The 18,689-nt window shown below is 60.6% G+C and carries 14 protein-coding genes and 1 pseudogene; 5 read left to right on the top strand and 10 right to left on the bottom strand.

The annotated features are described in order from the left end of the window. Positions 1–8: 8 nt before the first annotated feature. The 8 genes from ACYP2A_RS00855 to yaaA form a co-directional block, all read right to left on the bottom strand. Positions 9–1,454, bottom strand: coding sequence for an alginate O-acetyltransferase (locus ACYP2A_RS00855; RefSeq protein ID WP_459741869.1), 1,446 nt, complete (start codon positions 1,452–1,454; stop codon positions 9–11). A gap of 14 nt (positions 1,455–1,468) precedes the next feature. Further along, positions 1,469–3,079 (bottom strand): mannuronan 5-epimerase AlgG, encoded by a 1,611-nt coding sequence (algG, locus tag ACYP2A_RS00850; RefSeq protein ID WP_459741867.1) that lies wholly within the window; start codon positions 3,077–3,079, stop codon positions 1,469–1,471. 28 nt (positions 3,080–3,107) lie between these two features. Continuing rightward, positions 3,108–4,586: an alginate export family protein gene (locus tag ACYP2A_RS00845; RefSeq protein WP_459741909.1), complete on the bottom strand. Its 1,479-nt coding sequence runs from the start codon at positions 4,584–4,586 to the stop codon at positions 3,108–3,110. 26 nt (positions 4,587–4,612) lie between these two features. Next, positions 4,613–6,034 carry an alginate biosynthesis TPR repeat lipoprotein AlgK gene (algK, locus tag ACYP2A_RS00840; protein WP_459741907.1) on the bottom strand — a complete coding sequence of 474 codons (1,422 nt, stop codon included), beginning with the start codon at positions 6,032–6,034 and terminating at the stop codon, positions 4,613–4,615. Then, positions 6,034–7,206, bottom strand: coding sequence for a PilZ domain-containing protein (locus ACYP2A_RS00835; protein ID WP_459741866.1), 1,173 nt, complete (start codon positions 7,204–7,206; stop codon positions 6,034–6,036). The genes algK and ACYP2A_RS00835 overlap by 1 nt, the downstream gene beginning before the upstream one ends. A 40-nt stretch (positions 7,207–7,246) precedes the next feature. Continuing rightward, positions 7,247–8,728 carry a mannuronan synthase gene (gene alg8, locus ACYP2A_RS00830; protein ID WP_459741864.1) on the bottom strand — a complete coding sequence of 494 codons (1,482 nt, stop codon included), beginning with the start codon at positions 8,726–8,728 and terminating at the stop codon, positions 7,247–7,249. Positions 8,729–8,828: 100 nt separating this feature from the next. Then, positions 8,829–10,145 (bottom strand): nucleotide sugar dehydrogenase, encoded by a 1,317-nt coding sequence (locus ACYP2A_RS00825; RefSeq protein WP_459741862.1) that lies wholly within the window; start codon positions 10,143–10,145, stop codon positions 8,829–8,831. Positions 10,146–10,972: 827 nt separating this feature from the next. Then, positions 10,973–11,752 (bottom strand): peroxide stress protein YaaA, encoded by a 780-nt coding sequence (yaaA, locus tag ACYP2A_RS00820; RefSeq protein ID WP_459741860.1) that lies wholly within the window; start codon positions 11,750–11,752, stop codon positions 10,973–10,975. Between the two features lie 208 nt (positions 11,753–11,960). On the opposite strand from yaaA, the pseudogene ACYP2A_RS00815 reads away from it, so the two are divergent. The 5 genes and pseudogenes from ACYP2A_RS00815 to moaE all read left to right on the top strand — a co-directional run. Next, a pseudogene (locus ACYP2A_RS00815) lies at positions 11,961–13,121 on the top strand (polysaccharide deacetylase family protein); the annotation flags it as partial. Positions 13,122–13,553: 432 nt separating this feature from the next. Further along, a complete protein-coding gene (locus tag ACYP2A_RS00810) occupies positions 13,554–14,948 on the top strand; it encodes a PhoH family protein (protein ID WP_459741859.1) in 1,395 nt (464 codons plus the stop codon). 103 nt (positions 14,949–15,051) lie between these two features. Then, on the top strand, positions 15,052–15,537 hold the full coding sequence (gene moaC / locus ACYP2A_RS00805) for a cyclic pyranopterin monophosphate synthase MoaC (protein WP_459741857.1): 486 nt from the start codon (positions 15,052–15,054) through the stop codon (positions 15,535–15,537). After that, a complete protein-coding gene (locus ACYP2A_RS00800; RefSeq protein ID WP_459741856.1) occupies positions 15,534–15,779 on the top strand; it encodes a MoaD/ThiS family protein in 246 nt (81 codons plus the stop codon). The genes moaC and ACYP2A_RS00800 overlap by 4 nt, the downstream gene beginning before the upstream one ends. Positions 15,780–15,781: 2 nt before the next feature. After that, complete coding sequence (moaE, locus tag ACYP2A_RS00795; RefSeq protein ID WP_459741854.1) at positions 15,782–16,234, top strand: molybdopterin synthase catalytic subunit MoaE; 453 nt, start codon at positions 15,782–15,784, stop codon at positions 16,232–16,234. Positions 16,235–16,237: 3 nt separating this feature from the next. Here the strand turns inward: moaE and rhlB are convergent, their stop codons facing one another. Both rhlB and ACYP2A_RS00785 read right to left on the bottom strand, forming a co-directional pair. Then, positions 16,238–17,689 (bottom strand): ATP-dependent RNA helicase RhlB, encoded by a 1,452-nt coding sequence (rhlB, locus tag ACYP2A_RS00790; RefSeq protein WP_459741852.1) that lies wholly within the window; start codon positions 17,687–17,689, stop codon positions 16,238–16,240. 105 nt (positions 17,690–17,794) lie between these two features. After that, entirely contained in the window at positions 17,795–18,451 is a 657-nt protein-coding gene (locus ACYP2A_RS00785; protein ID WP_459741851.1) for an alpha/beta hydrolase, read from the bottom strand. Positions 18,452–18,689: the final 238 nt, after the last annotated feature.

Raw genomic sequence — 18,689 nt, 5'->3', positions numbered from 1 at the left:
AATTCACCTCAGCGTCCGGCTTGCGCGGTCTGTTGCGCAGGGCTGGAAAATACATTGCGTTTGCACACCTGGGCCTTGACCTTCTGGGCCTTGGTGCCGGGTTGCGGCCCTTCGATTTCCACCGCCAGCAACTGCTGGTTGGCCCAGTCTTCGTCTTCACGCAGCTCGAAGGCGAAGCGACCGTCGGTGTCGGAGGTTTCGGGTTTTTCGATCTTCAGGTCTTCGTGGCGGCCGTTCATGTACCAGAGGCGTGCCTGCAGGACTTTCACCGAGGTGTCCTCGAAACGGATGTCGACCTGGTTGTCGCCGTTGCGAATGTTCTTGATGCCGTTGTTGCCGTTGATCAGCACTTCGTTGTTGCCAGGCTTGAGGCTGGTCTCGCGGCTGAGCAGCGCAGGCTTGCCTTCACAGCCGTTGTCGAGCATCGAGAGCATTTGTCGCCACACGGTTTCCTGGTCCAGGCGGTACAGCGGCGAGAACTCCCAGATGAGTACCTTGGGCGGGTTGTTCTGGAACTCTTCGCTGCCCAGGTACTGCAGCATCGAGCCTTCCAGACCGCCGCCGGGAAAGGCGACGTTGTAGACATCGGCGCTCAGGTACTCCTGCAAGAAGCCGCCGAAGTTGTAGTTCTTGCCACTGTGGCTGGTGCCGACCAGGGTGATTTCCGGGTTGCCCGCATCACCGAACAGGTCGCTGTCGCCGGCTTCACCCTTGGGCTCGGTGGCAAACTGATCCATGTACTGCACCGCATAGCTGGTGCCACACAACTGGCCGGCCATGTTGTGCAGGGTACCGGTCTTGCCCATGCGCCCGGACTTCTTGCTTTCGAATTCACGCTTGGGAATATCGGCATAGGCCGGGATCTTTTTCACCGTCTCGGCCACGCGTTGGGCCGTGCGCTGGGCGCCATACGGGGTCCAGTGCTGGTCGCCGCGAAAGTAGAAATCGTGGGCTTCGTTTTCGCCGGCCAGTGGTGACAGGTCCGGCACCCAATAGCCCATCTTGCTGAAGCGGCCGAGCATGGCCTGGTAGTTTTTGAGCGCCGTGTCGTAGGCGAATTTCTCGCGGTCGGCGGGCAGCAGTTTGTTGCGATCCACCAGACCGCGGGTCGGCTGATAGACCACGACCAGCTCGACGCCCTTGCTCTTGAACGCACGTTGCAACTGTTGCAGGCGCTTATAGCCCAGCGCCGAAGTGCTGAATTCGGTGCGCAGGTCTTCCTGGGTACGGAACAGCCAGTCGCCTTCGGCCTGAATCAGCGTGGTGAAATTCTGCTGGTAGCGGGTGGTGTAGTTACGGGCGTCATGGGCCGCCGGGCACAACTGGCAGCAGGGTTCGGCAGTGAAGGCCGGCGCCTGCTCATCAGCACGTGCAGCGGCTGAAGCGGCCATCAGGGCGGCCATTAAGGCGGTCAGGCTCGACAGGCCGAGCCATTTGATCAAATGGGTGTGCATGAAAATACCTCGGCTCATTCGCGCAACTCGGTCTGGCTTTCGACAGGGTCGATCAGTACGGCTTTTTTCTGGCGTACCAACAGGTCGAGAATCTGTGCCTGGTTTTCACCCAGAATGCCGCTGAGGGTGATGCCATTGGCCTTGGTCGGCGCAAGCATGGCCACGTTGTACAGCTCGATGCTCAACGGCGAGTCGATCGACAGGGGACCTGAGCCATTGCCGGCCAGTTCACCGCCGACCACCAGCAGCGACACCTGGGTGTCGAAGGGGTCCAGTTCGATATCGCGGTCGGTGTCGCTCAAGTCCTTGATGTGGCCGTAGACGCCGACCAGACCGTTGCCCATGGCAAAGTTGTTGTACAGCTTGATGTTGGTGCTGTTGCGCACCCGGATACCGTGGCGACGGTTGGCGACCACACGGTTGCCCCACAGCAGGTTGTCGCCGCTTTCGTACAGGGTGATGCCGTCGGTGTGGTTCTGATAGATATCGTTGTCGGCGACGATGTTGTTGACGCTGTTGCGGTCGAGCATCACCCCGGACAGGTTGTTGTCGTAGCTCTTGTTGCGAAAGATGAAGCTGTCGTTCACCTCGCGGGAGACGATGATGCCGTGTTTCTTTTTCGTCCCGTGCACGGTGTTCTCGGCAATGATCAGACCGTGCGAACGGTCGTGCGGGTCGATGCCGTAGACGATGTTGTCGCGGTAGGTATTGCCCTTGATGACGAACCCCAGGGTTTCGTAGCAGTAGAAGCCGTACCACAGGTCGACGAACTCCGAGTCGACGATCCAGCCGGTGGGCTCGGGACGTTTGAGCACCTTGGCGGCATTGGGCGGATACTGCGAAATACTTACCCCGTAGGACTTGCTCTGGTCATAGCCCAGGCTGTTCAGCTTGCTGCTGGCAATCCAGGTGTGCGAGCCGCCCCAGGACAGCAGGAACGGCCGGAATTCCTTGGGCTGGCGCCATTTGGCCAGGCTGTTGCGCGCCTCACTCCAGCCGTTGACCTGCGAGTGGGTGATCAGCAGCTTGCCTTCATTGACAAGGAACGCGCCCTTTTCCTGCGACAGGCGCAGCTCACGGGTGCGCTTGTCGATTTCCAGGGTGCCGGTGTCCTTGACCAGGATCGGTACCCGGGCAATGAATACGCCGGGCGACACTTCGCCGAGCAACTGTTTTGGCACCTGGCGGGCGATGTCCTGCAGGCTGGCGTAACCGTTCTCGACCACGATGATCTGCGGAATGCCACGCTGGCGCGCCACCCACTCGGACATCTTGTTGTCGCCGCCGACGAATTCCTTCATGCCGTTGGGCTCTTCCATCATCCGCGTGACCCGCACCTTGCCCTTGGTGTTGCGCTGAATCTTTTGCAGGGCCGCTTCGGCGGTGTAGCCGGACAGGTCGGGCAGCACCGGCTTGTTCATGGCCAGAGGCTCCACGGGCGGGCTGCTGATGGTGTAGGTCTTGGCCTGTTGCAGTTCCTTGACCACCTCTTTGACCGGCTCTGACACCACAGGTGTACTGGCCAGCGCCACGCTGGCCATCAGCAGCGCACTGCCCAGCACGGCGGTTTCGAGTAGCGCGTGCGGCCAGTGCCGCTGGCGGGCATGGCTGGGTTGACTGTTCATCTCATCGCACTCCTGGGTACGGCGCGCATCAGAAGCGCCAGATGACATCGACGATGGCGCGGTGCATGTAGCTGTCCACGTCGCTGTGGTAGGCGTCGCCCGGCTTGAACACGCCGGCACGCAGGCGAATCAGCGCCGAGGGTTCATCGATCGACTGGCTGAGTGCGGCCGGCAGCAGGCCCTGCTTGAAGTACTTGGTGACCACCAGGTCCATCTCCTGACCCAGGTCCTTGCGACCGTCTTCCAGCGGCAAAGAGCTGAAGGTGTTGGTCGGCACGCCGTTGCCGTCGAATTGCTCCTGGGTCGGGTTGACGCCTGCACCGCCGATGCGTGCATTGCCATCGACGCGGCGGAACTTGTGGTAGATCAGCGAGGCGTCGTATTCGTCGTTCAACTGCCAGGAGGCAAACAACGAGGCGCTTTCAACGTTGGCCATTTCACCCTGGAAGGCTTCACCGAAGCGGTGCACACGCGAGCGCGTGCCGGTCCAGTTCGAGCGGTTGCTTTCAAGGCCGGTCTGCTCGTAGTTCTTGCTGGCGCGCGAGTAGGCGGCGCCGACCTGCCATTGCGGGTCCAGGCGCAGACGCACGCCCAGGTCGGAAGCCCAGCCGTCGACATTGCGGCTGCGTTTTTCGCCGGCCAGGTATTGATCGGTATTGCTGTCGTAGGTAGCGCCGATTTCGTCACGGTCGCCGGTCAGCCAGGTCAGGCTGCCCCAGTAATTGACGGTGTGCGTGTTGCGATGATTGAAGGCATCGCTGTCGGCTTGCAGGCCCAGCCAGGTCAGGTCGCCATTGGCGGTCTTGTCCAGGTCGTCGAGCACTTCACCGCTGTGTTTCAGCTTGCCGTCGTCGTGGCTGTGGTGGGCGCGAATACCGGCCCAGTGCCCTGGCGTCCACTGGTAGCTGGCCGAACCGAACAGGTGCTGACGGTCTTCGTCTTCGGGCGACAGCTCGGTCAGGTCGGTGCGGTACTCGCTGAAGCGCTGGGCGGCGCCCAGGTCGGCGCGCAGCAAGGTGGTGTCGAAGGTCCAGTTGATGGCCTCGATATTGGAGTCGCGCCACTGGCCGTCGTCGTTGCGCAGGCGCTGGCGGCCTATCTTGAGGATCTCGCCGGGGTAGGGCGTCAAACCGTTGTAGCCGACCCAGAATTCACGCAGGGCGGCATAGCTCTTTTTCACTTCGCGCTCGCTGGCGTTGCCGCGTGCCACTTGCGTGCCGGTCTCGCCATTGCTGTTGGTCGCGGTCTGTTCCAGCGGGTCGGTCTGAATCGTGTCGGTGGCGGTCACCACCTGGCCCATCGCGTAGCCACTCCAGGCGCCGCGCTCGCCATAGACCCACGGGCGCAGGTCCAGGCCGATACCGTTGACGTCACCGCCCGAGCGGGTGCCCAGGTCACGGTCGTCTTCGCTTTGTGCGGTGATCTTCGCTTCCAGGCCGAAGTTCTGGTCTTCGGTCAGGGCGGCCAGGGTCGGGCACGCCCACAACAGCGTAAAGCCAAGGCCCATGCCTGCGGCCATCAAGGGGTTGAGCTTCATAGAGCTTCCTCAGCGTTGTCTTTTTGCAGGGTTTGCAGGACCAGCGCGCTTTGGCTGGCGGTCGCACCCCGGACGTTCTGTTCGCGTTCGAGCAAGGCTTGGGCTGTGGCGAGTTGTTCCGGTGGCAGTTGTTGGTTGACTTGTTGCGCCAGTTCATTGGCTTGCGGGGTGTTGGTGGCCAGCGCCAGTTGGCCAAAGACCCAGGCGTTGACGCGGTTGGGCTGAATACCGCGCCCTTGCGAGTACAACTGCGCCAGGGCGTAGTCGGCGCTGGCCTGGCCGCCACGGGCAGCGGTCAGCAGTTCGTCGACGGCCTTTTGCGGCTCGACACGGCCCAGGTAACCGCGTCGGTACAGCTGCCCCAGGTAGTAATGCGCCGAGATTTCGGTGGCGCTGGCTTTGCTCAGGTGTTGCTCGGCCTTTTTTGCATCGGCCGGCAACCATTTGCCTTCGTAGTAGATACGCCCCAGCAGCAGCTCGGCGCGTGGCTGATCGGCGGCGCGGCCGTTGTCGAGGTATTCCATCAGCTTGTCGACATCGCCCTGTTCGGGAAAGTCGTAAAGCAGCTTGGCCAGGGTTACCCACGAGGCCGGGTAGCCCGGTGCGATGCCTTCGAGCAAGTGCTGGGCCGTCTGCGGATCCGGCGTGCCGATCTGCGCATCGCCCAGTACCCGCGCCACGCTGTCGACGCGGGCGGCGTCGACGCGGCCTGCGCTGTAGGCGCTGTTGAGTTGCTCGATCAACGCTTTTTGCGGCTCGGCCTGGCCACGGGTCTGATACACGGTGGCCAGCTCGACGTAACACAGGTCGGTGTTGGCCAGCGCCTGTTTGCAGATGCTTTCGACTTCGTCCAGATGCTGCGCGTAGGTGCCCTGGGTGCGGTACAGAACGATCTGCGCCAGGCCGGCCTCGGCATAACCCTGCTCGCGCCACTGGTTGATTTGTTGCTGCGCGTTGACGTCGGGAAAGCTCTGCGGGTATTGCAGGTACAGCATGGCCAGGCCCATCAGCGCGCCCGACTCACCATTGGCAAAGGCTTTTTTCAGCAGTTTTTCGGACTCCTGGTGCTCGGCCTGGGTAGCGCCGGGCTTGGCTGCCAACAGCCGGCCCAGACGCGACTGGGCACGTGGCGATTCGGCGGCCGCGTCGCGGTAGGTGGCCTCGGCCTGTTGCAGTGCCGCAGGGTCACGGCTGGCCACCTGAATATCGGCCAGCCCGACCTTGGCCTCGCTGTAGCCCAGATCGGCCAGTTGCCGGTAGTTCTGCTCGGCCAGGGCGGTGTTGCCGTTTTGCATGGCCTCGTTGGCCAGGCGCTGGTCTGGCAGACCGGCACAGCCACTCAGGGTCATGCTCAAGCCCAGGGCAACGGCCAGGCTCAGCGTTGACGGCGTCAGCAAAGTCGACAGGCGGCTCATGATCAAAAACCCGCAGCGGTGGCTTTATCGATCAGCCAGTTCATGGACGGACCGCGATCGCTGACCACCTCGACCGGGCGGCCGACCAACGAACTGCTCAGGGCTTCGTCAGGTTTGATCTGTACGCGGATATCGGTCGACAGCTCGGTGTTGGTCAGATTGCTACTGCTGACCACATGGCCACGGCGCAGTTGATCTTCGCCGGCGACCTGGAAGCTGACCGGCGCGCCGGGCTTGATGTCGTTGAACTGGCGATAGGTAAAGCGCGCTTCGACACTGGCCTGGGTGTCTTGCGGCACCAACTGGAAGATCACCTGGCCCTTGGCGGCGTACTGGCCGTCGGCGACCAGTTGGCGGGCCACGACGCAGTCGCACGGGCTGGTCAGGGTGCCGCTCATTTGCTTGCCGTACAGCTCTTCGATCTTGGCCGGTTGCAGGTCTTCACCGGCCAGACCGCCCTTGAGCAGTTCCAGCATATTGGTGTTGAACGTCGCCAGCGGCGCGCCTTTCTGGGTGACCTGATTGAACATCACCAGGCTTTGCACGGTGCCTTCGCGGGGCATGGTCACGTCCATGCTCGGCACGGTGACCAGACCCGCCGTGGCATGGCTGACGAAGTACAGGTTGTAGACGGTCTTGAGAATGAAGCCGAAGGCGCCCAGGCCAACAATGAAAATCCCCAGGCTGAAGGTCACTGCGCGCAGGCGGCCAAGCACGCCCATGCCACTGTTGCCGGACTTGTTGTTGCGCGCCTTGGTGAAGTTGTCGCGTTGCAGGGTGGCCAGCACTTCGCCGACGCTGACGATATCGCCGGCCAGGTGCGAGGTGATCAAGTGCCGCAGGGTGCTGATGTCCTGGGGTTCGAGGTTCTGGAACTGGCAGCCAACCCGGCCGGTCTTGGGATTGATCGAGCGGATCTGCAACTCGACATCCATGGCCAGGCCCAGGTGGTCGATCAGAAACTGCAAACGGCCCTTGATCACCTCACCCACGGTCAGGTGCTGGCTGTTGGGGGTGATGTAGCTCAGACCGCCCGCCGACAAGTCTTCGACGCGCACCAGAGGCGCATTGGGGGCACCGTTGAGCAGGCGCAGCCGGGCCGGCAGCTTGACCCGGGCGTGTTGGCGCTGGGCTTCGGATTCATGCACGACATTGGCATTCACGGCTGTATTCATGGTGAGGCTTCCTGATAGATCGTTGGCTTCAGAGGTCCGGTCAGACCATGGTCAGCAGCACGGCGACGAAAATGCTGCCGGCCGAAAACGTCATGGTTCGTGACGACCAGGTGTTGAACCAGCCTTGAAAGCTGGCCATGTCGCGGCTGAGTTTGGTGTCCTGACGGGTCCAGGACTGGCGGTCGAGGCGGAAGAACACGTAGATCTTCATCAAGGCCCCTAGAATCTGGTTGTAATAAAGAATCATCGGATAGGCCGGGCCGATGCGATGCCCCGAGCAGACCAGCAGCAGCGTGAGGATCAGCCGCGTCAGGCCGATCCACAGCAGGTACACCAGCAGGAAGGCGCCGCCGTATTTGAAGCTGGCGATGATCGCCACGGTCAGGCCCAGGATTGAGGTCCACATCGACACGCGCTGGTCGAACAGCACCACGCTGGTGAACAGTCCCAAGCGGTTGATGCCCAGGCCCAGCGCGCGGGAGTTCTGCCGCAGGTTGTTGCCGTACCAGCGGTACATCAGTTTGCGGCTGGCCTTGAAAAAGCTTTTTTCAGGCGGGTGCTCGACGGTGTTGATCGCCGCGTCCGGCACGTAGAAGGTGTCGTAGCCCAGGCGCATCAGGCTGAACCAGCTGGACTTGTCGTCGCCGGTCAGAAAGCGAAAGGTCCCCAGGCGCCAGTGGTGCAGCGAGTCGCTTTCGACATCGGCAATGAACTCGGGGTCGGTGACCACCGTGGCACGAAACATCGACATGCGTCCGGTCATGGTCAGTACGCGCTTGGACAAAGCCATCGAACACATGTTGATGTGGCGTTGGGCGAAGCGCAGCTTGTGCCATTCGCTCATGATGTAGCCGCCGCGCACTTCGCAAAACTCGTTGGTGGTCAGGCCGCCAACATTGTCGAACAGGTGAAACCACGGCACGGTCTTGGTCACCACGCCTTCGGAAAGCACGGTGTCGCCATCGATGACCGCGACCACGGCGCGGTTGTCGGGCATGTGCCGCGAGATCGCGCGAAAGCCGTAGGCCAGGCCGTCACGCTTGCCGGTGCCGGGAATACGCACGAAGTCCAGGCTGACCCGGTCCGGCGGGTTCATCCGCTCCCACAGGCTCTTGACCAGACGCTCATCGCTCATCTCGACCAGCGAGCAGACCACGGTGGTCGGCAGGCCGCAGTCGATGGCCTCGCGGATCACCGAGCTGTAGACCTGAGCGGTGGTCAGCGCGTCGATACGAAAACTGGTGACCATCAGAAAGACATGTGACGGGTCAGCCGCCTTGCCCAGTGCGCGAACCTTGCGCCGCAGGTGCGGGTAGACCACGTACAGAAACAGCATGCCGCGCACAAAGTGCGTGGCGCCCATCGAGTAGCGCCAGACACCGACGATCCCGATCAGGAAAATGAAATGCTTCGATTGCGAATCGAAAATGCTGGTGGGCAACGCCATGACCAACGCCAACAGCAGGGTCAGGTAAAACAGCCAACCGGCGGCCTGCAGCAAGCCGTGCTTGAGCCTTTGCATAATCCACGTCCTAAATCAGTTGCGAGCTGCAAGCGATAAGCTGCAAGTAGAAGCACCACGGCCTGAACTTGCAGCTTGCCGCTTGCCGCAGCTTCGCTGCTTACCAGCAAATGCCTTCGCTGCGACCGCTTTGTGCGGTGGCGTGGGTCATGAAGCCCACCAGGTCGACGACGTGTTTGCCTTCCGGTGCCTTGTCGGCCAGGGCGCGGAAGCGCTCGTCGCGGTTACCCAGAATGATCACGTCCGAGTCACCGATCACCTGGTCGAAGTCGGCATTGAGCAGGGACGACACGTGGGGGATCTTCGACTCGATGTATTCCTTGTTGGAACCGTGCATACGGGCGTACTCGACGTTGCTGTCGTAGATGCTCAACTCGAAGCCCTTGCCGATGAGCATTTCGGCCAGCTCGACCAACGGGCTTTCGCGCAGGTCGTCGGTGCCGGCCTTGAAACTCAGGCCCAGCAAGGCGACCTTGCGGGTGTCATGGCTGGCGACGATGTTGAAGGCGTTCTGCACCTGCTCGCCGTTGCTGCGCATCAGCGAATTGAGCAGCGGCGCTTCGACGTCCAGGCTGCCGGCACGGTAGGTCAGGGCGCGTACGTCCTTGGGCAGGCACGAGCCGCCAAAGGCAAAGCCGGGGCGCATGTAGTACTGCGACAGGTTGAGGGTCTTGTCCTGGCAGACCACGTTCATCACTTCGCGGCCATCGACGCCCACCGCCTTGGCGATGTTGCCGATCTCGTTGGCGAAGGTCACCTTGGTGGCGTGCCAGACGTTGCAGGTGTATTTGATCATCTCGGCGACGGCGATGTCCTTGCGGATGATCGGTGCGTCGAGTTCGGCATACAGCGACTCCAGCAGGTCGCCAGACAACGCGTCGAACTCGCCGATGACGGTCATCGGTGGGTGGTCGTAATCATCGATCGCGGTGCTTTCACGCAGGAATTCCGGATTGACCGCCACGCCGAAATCGACGCCGGCCTTTTTGCCCGAGCAGTCTTCCAGAATCGGAATCACCACATTGGCCACGGTGCCTGGCAGTACCGTGCTGCGTACCACCACGGTATGCCGCGAAGTTTTGTCGCGCAGCACAAAGCCGATTTCGCGGCACACCGCTTCGATGTAGTCGAGTTCCAGATCACCGTTTTTCTTGCTCGGTGTACCGACGCAAATCATCGACAGGTCAGTGCTGCGAATGGCCTCGGCAAAGTCCGTGGTACCCCGCAGTTTGCCGGTCTTGATACCCTGTTGCAGAAGGGCTTCCAGGCCGGGTTCGACAATGGGCGACTTACCGTTATTGATGAGGGCGATCTTGTCGCTGGATATATCCACGCCGACTACATCATGACCCCGTGCAGACAGGCATCCGGCACACACTGCACCGACATAACCCAAACCAAAAATACTGATCCGCATCGTACTCTCCTCGAACGTTACATCTGTCGCCAACGCGTGGCTGGATATAAATAGTGCCCGCAGTTTCCCCGCATCAGGCAGCGGTGACTTATTTAAGTCACATAACTAACGGAGGCATGTTTAATGTAATGAGTTGCCAACAGCAGGATGGGCTAACTCAACTGGCGCCTGACACAGGTGGCAAGTTGCCTGCCCAGACGGGCGGGGTCCTGCTCTGGGAGTCCTGTATCACTTCTGAGCGGAGATCAGCAGCCCGTTTGATCAGAACAGTACGAAGCCTGGGCCCCGGTTGTCCTGTCTCGTCCTGTCTGAAATTTCCCGATCAGCGCTTTTCCTGTGTGGCTTTATTGATGTGGGTTTTGATTCGATACCTACAGCATTGATCATCCCAAGGATCAAACTTCGTTTCGGTAACACCGTTTACCGACTTCAATGTTTCTGCGTGAGCTGTACGTTATCGCCTACAGGCTGTCGCAGAATTGTTACGGGATGTAGGAGCCTGAACATTATGAAATAGTTCCGGGCCATTCATCCTGTTTCCACCGAGGTCTTATTATTTTTCCAATCATTTAGTCATTGCATAATGATAGCGATTCTCAGGGAGGCCTTTATATTCGGGCGCTTCACTTACAGGTATGGTTAATGGCTATTACTCGTTCGCGGCGAAGTGCCATCGTTAAAAAAATCCATTATTTTTTTCTACGGCGGCAACTGAAAAGAAGTGTAGGCCTAAGCTGACGTTATTACGACGCCATTTATCTGACTTATTCGGGCGATGGCTTGACAGGCACCGGTGCGGCGAAACACCGCCGCACCGGTCATCGTTTTCAGGCGGGCGGGGTGTCGCGCAGAAACACCAGTTTGTCCGCGGCGGACTGTTCGGCGCTGAAGTAATAACCTTGTACATCAAAGCCTTTGAGGGCTTCGGGCGTCTCGATGCGTTCGTCGATGACGAAGCGGCTCATCATGCCGCGCGCTTTTTTCGCGTAGAAGCTGATGATCTTGTACTGGCCGTTCTTGTAGTCCTTGAATTCGGTATTGATGATCCGTGCCTTCAAGGCGCTGCGCTTGACCGCTGAAAAGTATTCGGTAGAGGCCAGGTTGAGCAGCAGGTCGTCGCCCTGGTCGCTCAGTGCCTGGTTCAGCCATTCGCTGATGCGCGTGCCCCAGAAGGCATACAGGTCCTTGCCACGGGCATTGGCCAGCCGGGTGCCCATTTCCAGACGGTAGGGTTGCATCAGGTCCAGCGGACGCAGCAGGCCGTACAGCCCCGAGAGCATGCGCAGGTGCTGCTGGGCATAGTCCAGGCCTGCCTCATCGAGGGTTTCGGCGGCGAGGCCCGTGTACACGTCGCCCTTGAAGGCCAGCAGCGCCTGCTTGGCGTTGTCGGGTGTGAACGCCGGGGTCCAGCTGCCGAAGCGCGCGGCATTAAGGCCGGCCAGCTTGTCGGAAAGGTGCATCAGCTCGGCAATCTGATTGGGTGCCAGCTCGCGAAGCTGGGTAATCAGCTCTTGAGAATGGTCCAGATACTGCGGCAGGGTATGACGGGTGGTCGTGGGCGGTGTCTCGAAATCGAGGGTTTTCGCTGGGGAAATCACCATCAGCATGCGCTTGTCTCCTGAAGTCGTGGCGCGATTCTAGGGGCTGATGGCGCATGACTCCAGCTATCCTGTGTAGGAGCGACCTTGGTCGCGATCGGCTGCATTAGCAGTCGTAAATGTTTCGCGCTGCACAAATTTTGTGAGCGCTTCGCACTCAATCGCGAGCAAGCTCGCTCCTACACGTGGTGTATTTGATTAAGGGTGGGCATCGGGTTTGCGTATCGTTCTGGCAGTTTGCGTGTGTCTGTTGGGGTTCAAGGTGCAGGCGGCAGTGCCGCCGGTGGCGATCATCGATCGCAGCCTGTGGCCGGAGCGGCTGGAAAGTCCGGCCTTGTTCGATGTTGCCTCGCGGGCCGAGATTCTGGGCTTTGCCCATGCACTATGGGCCAGTGAACAACTGAACGAGGAGGGCCTCAAGCAGCGCCTGGGGCTGCGCTACATCAACGTGGCCTCGCTCAATCTGGTGCGCAACCGCTTGTGGGAGCGCTTGCTGGTCAACTTCCGTCATGCGAGAAAGACCTGTACCGAAGATGCCAACTTCTGTGTCTATGCACGAGACATGGAGCAACTGCGCCAGCGTGCCGAGGAGTTCAAGATCGGCGACGACTCGTTCTATGCCGCCTGGGCGGCGCCCAATGCGGTCTTTCACCGGCTTTACCTTGATGAACTGCTGTACAAGGCTGCGCTGTTTCCACAGACCAGCAGTGAGATTGCCCGTTACAACTCTGACGAACTGAGCGGCGACGAAGTGCCTGACCGCACCTTCATGCTCAATTTCGAAGGCGGCCCCGGCACGACCAATGGCGACACCGACTGGCTGGCCGATTTCATGCGCCAGCAGAACATGACCGCCACCTTCTTTGTGCTGGGCAAACAATTGCAGGCGCGTCTGGACAGCAGTTCGGCCAGCGCCATTCAGAACCTTTATCGCCAGCAGTGCGTGGGTATTCAGGGCTGGGAATACCGTTCGCACAGCCAGTGGCGCGAATGGCAAAGCTCGGTGCAGCGTAGCGCCGAGCTGGTCGAGCGCCTGCTGCCGGACAATCTGGTGCCGTTGTTCCGTCCGCCTTACGGGCATCGGCGCGCTGACAGCGGTGAGTTTTTCCGTTCGTTGAACCTGCGGGTGTCGTTGTGGACCATCGATGCCCAGGATCAGGTGGGGCGCCTGACCTCGGCGCAGATCAGCGACCGGGTGCAAACCCTGATGCTGCTGTGGCGCAGGGGCACGGTGGTGTTTCACGACTCGGGTAATCAGGCGCAATCGGCGCTGCCGCTGTTGCTGGCCAACAGCGCGCAGAGCGAGCTGAGCTGGGAAGACTGTCGTAATTTTTCTCGCGAACTGGAACCGGAGCCTGAACCGGAACCCGAGCCAGAGCCGGAACCGGCGGGGCAGGAAGAGCTACCGCAGGACCCGGAGAGTGTCGAGCCGCAGCCTGAGGGTCAGCAAACACAGGCGCCTGAGGCGGCGCAGCCGGTGCAGCGGGTAGAGCCTGCGCAGCTACAGGACCCGGAAAACCAGGTGGAGCCCGACGCGGCGAATTAATGAATGTAAACGTGCCTGCGCCGACCGCCAAGCGCTATTCGTCATACTGTGAAATAAACTTCAAAAAACTGTCAAAGTGCTTTTTTCTGTCATCTGTTTTGCGGTATTACCTGAGTCAGACCGCCGAAACCTGCAACACAGGTGGCGTCACACAAGACCCACCTTGAGCCTCGGCTCCCCTGCCTGAAGGGAAGCCACCGGCGGTCCCTTAGTGGCACGGATCTCAATGATGCCGTGTCCAGGCTTCTGAAAAGGTGAGCGAGTATGGATGACAACGGACGCAGCCCCTCCACTAACCAGCCTATCCTTTACGTGCTCGATACCAATGTATTGATCCATGATCCCAACGCCTTATTGAATTTCGAAGAACACCACGTTGCCATTCCGATGACGGTCCTGGAGGAGCTGGACAAACTCAAGGATGGCAAGCACTCGGTCGCTGCCGAATGTCGCCAGGCCATTCGCCTGATCGACAAGACCCTCGGCGAGGCCTGCCCTGAAGACGTCGAACGCGGCGTACCCATCGACCGTGGCACCGGGATTTTCAAGGGGTACCTGTCGATTCTGATGAGCAAGCGCCAGGAACCCACCAGCCTGCTGCCCGAGCACCTCAACGACAACATCATCATCAACCAGTTGATCGAACTGCACGCCCGTCACCCGGACCGCGACGTGGTGCTGGTCACCAAAGACATCAACATGCGCCTCAAGGCGCGCGCCTGTGGCATTGCGGCCGAGGACTACAGCACCGACCAGCTGGTCGATGACGTTTCTTTGCTGTCACGCGGCTATCACGAACTGAGCGGGTCGTTCTGGGACCGGGTCAGCAAGGTTGATACCCGCCAGGACCATGGCCGCACCTGGCACCGCGTGCAACTGAGCGAAAACCTGCCAGCAGTGCACCTCAACGAGTTCATCATCGACGAGCAAGGCTTCGTCGGCTGGATCAAGGGTGTCAAGAACGACGAACTGATCATCCTCGACATGCACCAGGAGCCGTTGCTGCACCAGGAAGCCTGGGGGCTCAAACCTCGCGACATTCATCAGGCACTGGCGTTGTTTGCATTGCTGGATCCGGACATTCATCTGGTCAACCTGACCGGCGCTGCCGGTTCCGGCAAGACCATCCTGGCGCTGGCCGCCGCCATCGAACAGACCATGGTCAGCAAGCGCTACCGGCGCATCATCGCCACCCGCAGCGTGCAGGGCCTGGATCAGGAAATCGGCTTCTTGCCCGGCACCGAGGCCGAGAAGATGGAGCCGTGGCTGGGGGCTATCACCGACAACCTCGAAGCGCTGCACATGGATGACGAAAACACCCATGGCAGTGTCGACTACATCCTCAGCAAGGTGCCCTTGCAGTTCAAATCCCTCAACTACATCCGCGGTCGCAGTTTCCAGCAAAGCCTGATTCTGATCGATGAATGCCAGAACCTGACGCCGCACCAGATCAAAACCATCATCACCCGTGCCGGTGCCGGTTCCAAAGTGGTCTGCCTGGGTAACCTGGCGCAGATCGACACCCCTTACCTGTCGGCCACCAGTTCCGGGCTGACCTACCTGACGGAGCGCTTCAAGGACTTCCCCAACGGCGTGCACATCACCCTGCAGGGCGTGCCACGCTCCATCCTCGCCGAATACGCCGAAGGCCATCTGTAACAGCTACAAGCGGGTAAGCTGCAAGCTGCAAGTGAGTTCGCTTGCAGCTTGTGGCTTGCAGCTTGCGGCTTCACAATCGTGCCCCTGCAAAGGAGTAACGATTGTGCTGACTCATCTCGATTCCCAAGGCCGCGCCAATATGGTCGATGTGACCGACAAGGCCGTGACCTTCCGCGAAGCGGTGGCCCAGGCGCGGGTGCGCATGTTGCCCACCACCCTGCAAATGATCGTTGCCGGTGGCCATCCCAAGGGCGATGTGTTCGCCGTGGCGCGTATTGCCGGCATTCAGGCGGCGAAAAAAACCAGTGACCTGATTCCTCTGTGCCATCCGCTGATGCTCACCGGCGTCAAGGTCGAGCTGGTGGCCGAGGGCGAGGATGCGGTGCTGATCACCTCGCGCTGCAAGCTGTCCGGGCAGACCGGTGTCGAAATGGAAGCGCTGACCGCCGCCAGTGTCGCGGCGCTGACGATTTACGACATGTGCAAGGCGGTGGATCGCGGCATGGTGATCGAGTCGGTGCGCCTGCTGGAGAAGCTCGGCGGCAAGAGCGGCCACTATCAGGCGGATGCAGGCGAGGGCGGACAATGAGTCTGACCGTGCAGTTTTTCGCCCGTTACCGTGAAGTGCTGGGGCTGGACAGCGAACAGCTTGAGGGCAGCTTCGGTAGCCTTGAGGCCGTGCGTCAGTATCTGCTGAGCCGTGGCGAGGCCTGGCAGGTGTTGGCCGAGAAGGGCGTGATGTGCGCGCGCAATCAGGAACTGTGTTCACTGGCCGAGCCTGTACAGGACGGCGACGAAGTGGCGTTTTTCCCGCCCGTGACCGGAGGTTGACGATGAGCGTTCGGGTTCAGGCAAGCGCCTTCGATCCAGGTGCCGAAGTCAATGCCCTGCACGCCGCCAACCGGGGAGTGGGCGCGGTGGTCAGTTTTGTTGGCTATGTGCGCGATTTCAACGACGGCCAGGACGTCTCGGGCATGTTCCTGGAGCATTATCCGGGCATGACTGAAAAGGCTCTGGACAAAATCGTCGAGCAGGCCCGCGAGCGTTGGTCATTGTTGGGCGTTGAGGTGCTGCATCGGGTAGGGGATTTGCAGCCGGGCGAGCCGATCGTGTTCGTCGGTGTTACCAGTGCCCATCGGCAGGCCGCATTCGAGGCCTGCGAGTTCATCATGGATTACCTGAAAACCCGTGCGCCGTTCTGGAAACGGGAAAATACCCCAGAGGGCCCGCGCTGGGTCGAGGGCCGCGTGAGCGACCAGCAGGCCGCCCGGCGTTGGGACACGTAAACGTCAGGGGCGTTTACGTTCTACGGCACGCAATAGCTCGGTCGGCGGCATTTCGCAGCTGATCTTGCGGCCCAGCTTCTCTTCGATGGCCGGCAACTGGTAAGAATCGTCTTCGCCGGCAAAACTGATCGACACGCCATCGGCGCCTGCCCGACCGGTGCGACCAATGCGGTGCACATAGTCGTCGGGCATTTCGGGCAGGGTGAAGTTGATCACATGGCTGATGCCGTCGATGTGAATCCCGCGCCCGGCCACGTCGGTGGCCACCAGCACGCGAATCCTGCCTTCGCGAAAACCTTCCAGGGTCTTGATGCGCTTGTGCTGCGGCACGTCGCCCGACAGTTGGGCGGCATTGACGCCATCGCGCACCAGGCGTTCTTCGATGCGGCGTACTTCGTCCTTGCGGTTGGCAAAGACCATTACCCGTTCCCAGCCGTTATCGGTGACCAGGTTGTAGAGCAACTTGTATTTGTCGGCGGCCGCTACGGCATAGACGTGTTGCTCGACGTTGGCGTTGGCCACGCCCTGGGCTTCGATCTCGACGATGGCCGGGTCCGTGGTCCATTGCTTGGCCAGGTTCATGACGTCATCGGTGAAGGTCGCCGAGAACAGCAGGGTCTGGCGTTCGCCCTTGTGCGGTGTCTGGCGGATGATCGAGCGCACCTGCGGGATAAAGCCCATGTCGAGCATGCGGTCGGCCTCATCCAGCACCATCACCTCGACCATGTCCAGATGCACCTCGCCGCGCTGGTTGAAGTCCAGCAGACGGCCCGGTGTGGCGACCAGGATATCGCAATAGCGCGATTCAAGCTGCTTGAGTTGCTTGTCGAAGTCCATGCCGCCGACAAAGCTCATCACGTTCAGGCCGGTGTAGCGGGTGAGGTCGGCCGCATCCTTGGCGATCTGCACCACCAGTTCACGGGTGGGCGCGATGATCAGCGCACGCGGCTCGCCCATGTAGCGTTCTTTGGGCGGTGGGGTCTGCAGCAACTGGGTGATGGTCGAAATCAGAAAGGCCGCGGTCTTGCCGGTGCCGGTCTGTGCCCGGCCAATGGCATCGCGGCCCTTGAGGGTGTAACCCAGCACGCCGGCCTGAATGGGGGTGCAATAAGGAAAGCCCAGGTCGTGGATGGCGTGCATCAGTTCAGGAGCAAGGTCGAAGTCATGGAAGCGGGTCTTGCCTTCCTGTGGCTCGACGGTGAAGTCTTCGGGTTTCCAGGTGTCGACCGGCCTGGGCGGTCGTTCGCGGCGCGGGCGTTCGGCCCGTGGCGGCTTGGCAACGGCTGGTTGCACAGGCAAGGGCGAAGAAGAAGGAGGCGGTATCACAGCAACAGGCTGGACGGGGAGGGCATCGCCGGTAATCACTGCAGCGGGGGTCGATGTGATCGGAAGGGGCGCGAGCGGCTCAGCCTCGCTTTTACCGAACATCTTCTTGAGTGCTTTGAGCACGGTCATCTCGTCAATTGGTCAAGGAATGTACGCCGAGCAGTGTAAAGCAAGTTGGGTACTCGGCGTAGTGTCATCCATACAAGGCTACAAACCCCGCTTTAAGCAACGGTGTTACCGCAGCTTGTCGGTCAGCCAGGCGCGGATATCGGAAATCTCCTGGGGTAACACTTGGTGGCCCATCGGGTATTCCTGCCATTGCGCGCTGACGCCCAGCGACTTGAGGTACTCATAGACCGTGCGGCCCATGGCATTGAGCACCACTTCGTCGTGGTAGCCGTGCAGGCAATAGGCCGGGATTCGTTGCTGACTGGCCGAAATGGTCATCTGTTCATTGAAGGTCGGCGCGTAGGTCGACAAGGCCAGTACACCACCCAGAGGCCCCTGCCAGCGGCGATAGGCTGTGTGCAGCACGACCGCGCCACCCTGGGAAAAACCGGCCAGAAAGATCCGTGCCGGGTCGATGCCGCTGTCGCGCTGGGCTTCGATCAGGTCGAGGACGGTTTGCGCCGACACTTCCAGTTCTTCGTGGCTGATGGCCCGCGCAGGACTCATGGCAATGATGTCGTACCAGCTTGGCATCTGATAGCCACCATTAATGGTGACGGCACGCATGGGCGCCTGGGGTAACACAAAACGGGTACTGGTCAGCGACTCCTGCAAAGCCTCGGCCACAGGCTCGAAATCAGTGCGGTCGGCACCCAGGCCGTGCAGCCAGATGACACAGGCGTCGGCTTGTGTGGCGGGCTCAAGTATCAAAGGTTGAGTCATGGTTGCTCCAGTTTGGTGCGCTACGGTATCAACCGTGCATTTAATGAGTGCTGGACCTGGCGCGGTCCATTCAAATCTGAACGAAGATGTCGCAAGGTTACAACTTTTGTACTTGACCTGTTGGTTTATCGAATCAGCCAGCAGTCTGGTACGCGCTTTGCTATGGAGAAAGCGGAGTCAGAGCGCTCACGTCGTCCGGTAACACTATTTGGCTATCACTGGTCGGCGCAGCACGCGA

It is taken from the genome of Pseudomonas sp. 3A(2025), assembly GCF_054589175.1.
The sequence above is the reverse complement of the archived record's forward strand: the minus strand, read 5'-3'. Positions and strand labels throughout refer to the sequence as shown.